The sequence below is a fragment of the Thauera aminoaromatica S2 genome, assembly GCF_000310185.1.
Lineage (GTDB): Bacteria > Pseudomonadota > Gammaproteobacteria > Burkholderiales > Rhodocyclaceae > Thauera > Thauera aminoaromatica.
Window position 1 is genome coordinate 1 of the sequence record NZ_AMXD01000182.1, and the last position, 6,193, is coordinate 6,193.

General features: G+C 70.9%; 6 protein-coding genes. 2 read left to right on the top strand and 4 right to left on the bottom strand.

The genetic code is table 11. The features are described 5' to 3' along the window. From C665_RS17790 to aroG, 3 genes are all read right to left on the bottom strand, one after another. On the bottom strand, positions 1–1,223 hold a 1,223-nt coding region (locus C665_RS17790; RefSeq protein WP_004325139.1), incomplete at its 3' end, for an ABC transporter transmembrane domain-containing protein. 13 nt (positions 1,224–1,236) lie between these two features. Continuing rightward, positions 1,237–2,346, bottom strand: coding sequence for a DNA polymerase IV (gene dinB / locus C665_RS17795; protein ID WP_004325141.1), 1,110 nt, complete (start codon positions 2,344–2,346; stop codon positions 1,237–1,239). An 85-nt stretch (positions 2,347–2,431) separates the two neighbouring features. Further along, complete coding sequence (aroG, locus tag C665_RS17800; protein ID WP_004325143.1) at positions 2,432–3,514, bottom strand: 3-deoxy-7-phosphoheptulonate synthase AroG; 1,083 nt, start codon at positions 3,512–3,514, stop codon at positions 2,432–2,434. A gap of 180 nt (positions 3,515–3,694) precedes the next feature. Here aroG and msrP point away from each other — a divergent pair, with 180 nt between their 5' ends. Next, positions 3,695–4,630, top strand: a complete 936-nt coding sequence (gene msrP, locus C665_RS17805) for a protein-methionine-sulfoxide reductase catalytic subunit MsrP (protein ID WP_004325145.1) — start codon at positions 3,695–3,697, stop codon at positions 4,628–4,630. A gap of 25 nt (positions 4,631–4,655) precedes the next feature. After that, complete coding sequence (gene msrQ / locus C665_RS17810) at positions 4,656–5,339, top strand: protein-methionine-sulfoxide reductase heme-binding subunit MsrQ (RefSeq protein WP_004325147.1); 684 nt, start codon at positions 4,656–4,658, stop codon at positions 5,337–5,339. Between the two features lie 39 nt (positions 5,340–5,378). Here msrQ and C665_RS17815 read toward each other — a convergent pair. Then, positions 5,379–6,193, bottom strand: an 815-nt coding sequence (locus C665_RS17815; RefSeq protein ID WP_004325149.1) for a methyltransferase domain-containing protein, incomplete at its 5' end; no start/stop codon positions are given.

Sequence of the window (6,193 nt, forward strand, 5' to 3'; positions counted from 1 at the left end):
CGGCGCACGAGCGCCAGGCGGTCGAGCTCGAGCGCGCTCGCGCGCCCGTCGCCATGGGCGAAGCGCACGCCCTCCAGGCTCAGCGTGCGCCAGCCCGAGGCGGCGATGTCCTCGCCGTCGGCCGGACGCGGCGCCGGCGCGGCGGACAACAGCGGCTCGGCCGCGGCGTAGTCGGCACGCTGGCGCGCGAGCGACTGGAAGTGCGCCGCGATCGCGGTGATCACCCCGCCGGCCTGCTGCGAGTACTCGTACACCATGAAGACCTTGCCGAGCGCGATCGTGCCGGCCGCCGCCGCAGCCCCGCCCGCGGCCGCGCCGAAGCCGAACACACCCGCGGCCTCGGCCGCATACACCCCGACCAGCACGCACCACAGCGCGCTCGCGAGCAGATCCACCGCGCACCACTTGGCCTCGTTGAGCACGATGCTCTTCTTCAGCGGCCCGAACACCGCCGCCAGGCGCTCGCCGATCAGCCGCGCCACGCCCTCGCCGCGGCGCAGCGCGAGCACCGACAGCACGTTGCCGAGCACATCGACCAGGGTCGCGGAGTAGGCGCGCTCGGCGCGGTTCTCCTCCACCGCCACGCGCATCATCACGCGGTCGAAGCGGGTGATGAGCAGGCCGATGAGGCCGTAGCCGACCAGGGCCACCGCACCCACCAGCGGCGAGATCAGCCACAGCGCCACGATCGGCCCCACCAGGCGCACGGTGTTCTGCAGGTAGATGAACTGGCTCTGCGCGAAGTCGTAGAGCGCGTGCGTGCTCTGCTGCATGCGGTGGGTGGTCTCGCCGGAGTGGTGGCGCTCGTGCCAGGCCAGCGGCGCGGCGAGCAGGCGCCCCACGAGCAGCGCCGACAGGCGCTCACGCACCTTGAGCGCCACGTTGCGTTCGAGAATGCGCCCCGGCCCGTGCAGCAGCCAGCTCGCGACGATGGCCGCGAACACCATGCCGAGCCAGCGCCCGGCCTCGCTCATGCCCTCCAGCCCGCCGGACTGGATGTGGTTGATCGCGTTGCCCGCCAGCCAGGGCACGGCGAGCTTGAAGAGCTGAGACGCGAGCAGCAGCAGGAAGGCGTAGAGAAGCAACTGGCGCGCGCCTGCGGCGTGCTCCCACAGCGCGCGGTAGAGCGCGCCGATGCCCACCAGCTGCTCGCCGGCGACCGCAGGCGGCTGCGGCGCGGGCGGGGGTTCGGCCGCGGCCGCGCTGGTTTCGAGGTCGGGCATCGCAGGCTCCGCGTCAGTGGGGTTCCGCCGCTGCGCGCGCGGGATCGGGGTTGGGATCGGATTCGGGATCGAATAGCGGGATCTGCGCCGGCCGCTCGCCGCCCTCGTCCTCGGCGAAGCGCACGCCGACGCCGAGCAGGCGCACCGGCAGCGCCTTGCGCGCATGCGCCTCGTCGAGCAGGCGCAGCCAGGTGGCCTGGTCGGGCGCGCTGGCGATGCACTCGGCGGTGGTGCGGCTGAAGTCGGAAAAGCGCACCTTGACGAAGGCCTTGTGCACCGGCGGGCGATCGCGCGCGCGCTCGAAGCGGCGGAGGAAGTCTTCCAGCAGCGCCAGCAAGCCCGCTCGGCAGGCGGCGAGGTCGTGCAGGTCGGGCGTGTAGGTGGTCTCGACCGAAAGCGACTTGCGCACGCGGTCGGGCTGCACCGGGCGCTCGTCGATGCCGCGGCACAGGCGGTGCAGGCTGGCGCCGAAGCTGCCGAACTCGCGTGTGAGCTCCGCCACGCTCCAGGCGCGCAGGTCGGCGCAGGTGTGCGCGCCCAGGCGGGCGAGCCTGGCCGCGGTGACCTTGCCGACGCCGAAGATCTTCTTCACCGGCAACGCGGCGACGAAGGCGTCGACGTCCTGCGGCCGCACCACGAACTGGCCGTCGGGCTTGTTCCAGTCGCTCGCCACCTTGGCGATGAACTTGTTGGGGGCGATGCCCGCCGACGCGGTGATGCCGACCTCGGCGCGGATGCGCGCGCGGATCTCCTGCGCCATCAGCGAGGCCGAGCCGCGGCAGCGCTCGACCCCGGTCACGTCGAGGTAGGCCTCGTCGAGCGAGAGCGGCTCCACCAGCGCCGTGTAGTCGTGGTAGATCGCCAGGATGCGGCGCGAGGCCTCGCGGTAGCGCTCGAAGTCGGGCGCCAGCAGGACGAGCTGCGGGCACAGCTGCAGCGCACGCGCGGTGGGCATCGCCGAATGCACGCCGAAGGCGCGCGCCTCGTAGTTGCAGGTTGCGATGACGCCGCGCGTCTCGGCGCGCCCGCCCACCGCGACCGGCCTGCCGCGCAGCGTGGGGTCGTCGCGCATCTCGACCGACGCGTAGAAGCAGTCGCAATCGCAGTGGATGATCTTGCGCATGCGCCCGCGCGCGTGAGGAGTCGGGAGTGAGGCGCCAGGGGCGGACGGACCCGCCGGGGGCAGGCCGAGCGAACGGCGCCCGCGCTCAGAACTCGGCGGCGCGCTTGACGCGGCGCTGGCGCACACCCTCGGCGAGGATGTCGAGCACGTCGATGCTGTCTTCCCAGCCGATGCAGGCGTCGGTGACGCTCTTGCCGTACTCGAGCTCCTTGCCCGGGACGAGGTCCTGGCGGCCTTCCTTGAGGTGCGACTCGACCATCACGCCCATGATGCGGTCGTCACCGGCGGCAAGCTGGGCGGCGACGTTCTTCGCCACCTCGATCTGCAGGCGGTGCTGCTTGCGGCTGTTGCCGTGGGAGAAGTCGACCATGACCTTGTTGCACACTCCGGCCGCGGCGAGCTCGCGGCTGGCGGCCTCGACGCTGTCGGCGTCGAAGTTGGGCTCCTTGCCGCCGCGCAGGATGGCGTGGCAATCCTCGTTGCCGCGGGTCGACACGATCGCCGAGTGCCCGGCCTTGGTCACCGACAGGAAGTGGTGCGGCGCCTGCGCGGCCTTGATCGCGTCGGCGGCGATGCGCAGGTTGCCGTCGGTGCCGTTCTTGAAGCCTACCGGGCAGGACAGGCCGGAGGCGAGCTCGCGGTGCACCTGGCTCTCGGTGGTGCGCGCGCCGATCGCGCCCCAGGCGATCAGGTCGGCGATGTACTGCGGGGTGATCATGTCGAGGAACTCGGTGCCGGCGGGCAGGCCGATCTCGTTCACCTCCCACAGCAGCTTGCGTGCCAGACGCACGCCGTCGTTGATGCGGAAGCTGTTGTCCAGCCCGGGATCGTTGATCAGGCCCTTCCAGCCCACGGTGGTGCGCGGCTTCTCGAAATACACCCGCATCACGATCAGCAGGTCGTCCTTGACGCGCTCGGCCTCGGCCTTGAGCTTGTGCGCATACTCCAGCGCCGCCTTGGCATCGTGGATCGAGCACGGGCCGATCACCACCAGCAGACGATCGTCGGCGCCGTACAGGATGCGATGGATCGCCTGGCGCGCCTCGTAGGCAACCTCGGCCGCCTTCGGCGTGGCAGGGTATTCACGCAGCACGTGCGCGGGCGGCACGAGCTCCTTGATCTCCTGGATGCGGACGTCGTCGATGTGGAGTTTGATGGAGGCGGACATGCGAGGCTCTTTCTCGGATCTTTGCTGGGATGCCTGATTCTAGCGGAAAGGCGAGCATGGCTGGACGCAATGCAGACTATAGGCCGGATGGGATGAACCGATCGGCGCGGCGCGCGTCTGTTCGTACACTGCCGCCCGCCGCGCACCACCGAATCCTCCGTTCCAGACGAGTCCGCAATCATGCTGATCCACAAGCCCGCCGACGTCCCGCCCTCCGAAATCACCCCGCGCAGCCTGTTCGAGCGCCGTCGCAACTTCCTCGCGCGCAGCGGCACCGGGCTGGTGGCGGGCGCGGCGCTGTGGCACGGCCTGCCCGGCGCCGCGCGCGCATCGACCCGGCTGCAGACCGTGCCCTCGGCACTGAGCACGACCGAACCGCTCAGCGAGCGCGACGCGGTCACCGGCTACAACAACTTCTACGAGTTCGGCACCGACAAGGCCGATCCGGCGCGCAACGCCCACAAGATGGAGGTGCGCCCGTGGACGGTGCGTGTCGAGGGCCTGGTCGGCAAGCCGCGCCGCTTCGACATCGACGAGCTGCTGCGCCTGGCACCGCTGGAAGAACGCATCTACCGCCTGCGCTGCGTCGAAGGCTGGTCCATGGTGGTGCCCTGGGTGGGCTTCCCGCTCGCCGCGCTGCTGAAGGAGGTCGAGCCCCTGGGCAGCGCCAAGTACGTCGAGTTCGTCACCCACTACGATCCGAAGATCATGATCCGCGACGTGCTCGACTGGCCCTACACCGAGGGCCTGCGCCTGGACGAGGCCTTGCACCCGCTGACCCTGCTCGCGGTAGGCGTGTACGGCGAGGCGCTGCCCAAGCAGAACGGCGCGCCGCTGCGCCTGGTGGTGCCGTGGAAATACGGCTTCAAGAGCGCCAAGTCGATCGTCACCATCCGCCTGACCGAGAAGGAGCCGGCGACCGCGTGGAACAAGTTCGCGCCGCAGGAGTACGGGTTCTACTCCAACGTGAACCCCGAGGTGCGCCATCCGCGCTGGAGCCAGGCTACCGAGCGCCGCATCGGCGAGCTGCGCAAGCGCCCGACGCAGATGTTCAACGGCTATGCGGAGCAGGTCGCGAGCCTGTACCAGGGCATGGACCTGAAGAAGTTCTACTGAGCACTGCATCCCGCCGACCGCAACGATGAATCTTTCCCTCAGAAGCCCCTCCGCGGGCACGATCGTCGCCTTCAAGGCGATCGTGTTCGCCCTCTGCCTGCTGCCCGCAGTGAACCTTGCGCTCGGCTGGCAGGCGAACGCGCTCGGCGCCAACCCGATCGAGACGATCACGCGCGCGAGCGGGGAATGGACGCTGCGCCTGCTGCTGATCACACTCGCCGTAACGCCGCTGCGCCGCTTCAGCGGCCTGCACTGGCTGCTGCGCCTGCGCCGCATGCTCGGCCTCTTCGCGTTCGCGTACGCGCTCGGGCACTTCGCGATCTATCTGTGGCTGGACCAGTTCTTCGACTGGAACGCGATCGCCCTCGACATCCTCGACCGCCCCTTCATCACCGTGGGCTTCGCCGCCTTCGTGCTGCTCATTCCGCTCGCCGCGACCTCGAACAGCTTCGCGATCCGACGCCTCGGCGGGCGCCGCTGGCAGTCGCTGCACCGCTCTGTCTATGCGATCGCGATCTTCGCCGTGGTGCACTTCTGGTGGCTGGTGAAGGCGGACATCGGGCGTCCGCTGCTCTACGCGAGCATCCTCGCCGTGCTGCTCGGCCTGCGCGGCTGGTGGCGCGAACTCGAACGCCGGCGGCAGCTCTCGGTGCCGCCGCCGGCGAAGCACCTGGAGAAGAAGGTGATCCGGCTGGTGCCGCGGCAGTAGGCGGCACCGCGGCGCCGTCGGGCCCGGCGGCGCCACGCCTCAGCGCGGAGCCAGGCGCCAGAGCGAGGTCGTTTCCGCCGCGCGCGCCGCATGCAGCGGATCGTCCGCATCGGCCGCCTTGCCGTGGCGCGGACGGATGTCCTCGCGTCCGAGGACGCGCAGTCCCGCGGCCTCGATCCAGCCGAGAAGCTCGGCGCGACTGCGCAGGCCGAGGTGTTCGGCGAGGTCCGACAGGATCAGCCAGCCCTCGCCACCTTCCTCCACGTGTTCCGCCAGGCCGGCGAGGAAGCCGCGCAGCATGCGGCTGTCGGGGTCGTAGACCGCGTACTCGATCGCCGAGCTCGGCTTGGCCGGCACCCAGGGCGGGTTGCACACCACCAGCGGCGCGCGGCCGGGCGGGAAGAGATCGGCCTGGAGCAACTGCACGCGGCCGGCGGAAACCTGAAGTTCGGGCGCAGCGGCGCCCGGGATCGTGCAGGAGGTTGTGCCCGGGGCGCCCTCGTCCGCCGCGGCCCCGGCCAGCAACCCGAGGCGCGCGAGGTTCTGCTGCGCGCAACCCAGCGCACGCGGCGACACGTCGGTGGCCACCACGCGCGCCACCCCGCGGCGCGCGAGCAGCGCGGCGATGACGCCGGTGCCGGTACCGATGTCGAAGGCGAGCGTGGTCGCGGGCAGCGGCGCGCGCGCGATCAGGTCCAGGTATTCGCCGCGGATCGGCGAATAAACGCCGTACCAGGGGTGGATGCGCTCGCCGAGCGCAGGGATGGCGACGCCCTTGCGCCGCCACTCGTGCGCGCCGACGAGGCCGAGCAGCTCGCGCAGCGACATCACGAAGGGTGCCGCAGCGAGGTCCG

Coding starts and splice junctions, on each gene's coding strand:
- dinB (WP_004325141.1), bottom strand. CDS start 2,346: ATGCGCAAGATCATCCACTGCGATTGCGACTGCTTCTACGCGTCGGTC.
- aroG (WP_004325143.1), bottom strand. CDS start 3,514: ATGTCCGCCTCCATCAAACTCCACATCGACGACGTCCGCATCCAGGAG.
- msrP (WP_004325145.1), top strand. CDS start 3,695: ATGCTGATCCACAAGCCCGCCGACGTCCCGCCCTCCGAAATCACCCCG.
- msrQ (WP_004325147.1), top strand. CDS start 4,656: ATGAATCTTTCCCTCAGAAGCCCCTCCGCGGGCACGATCGTCGCCTTC.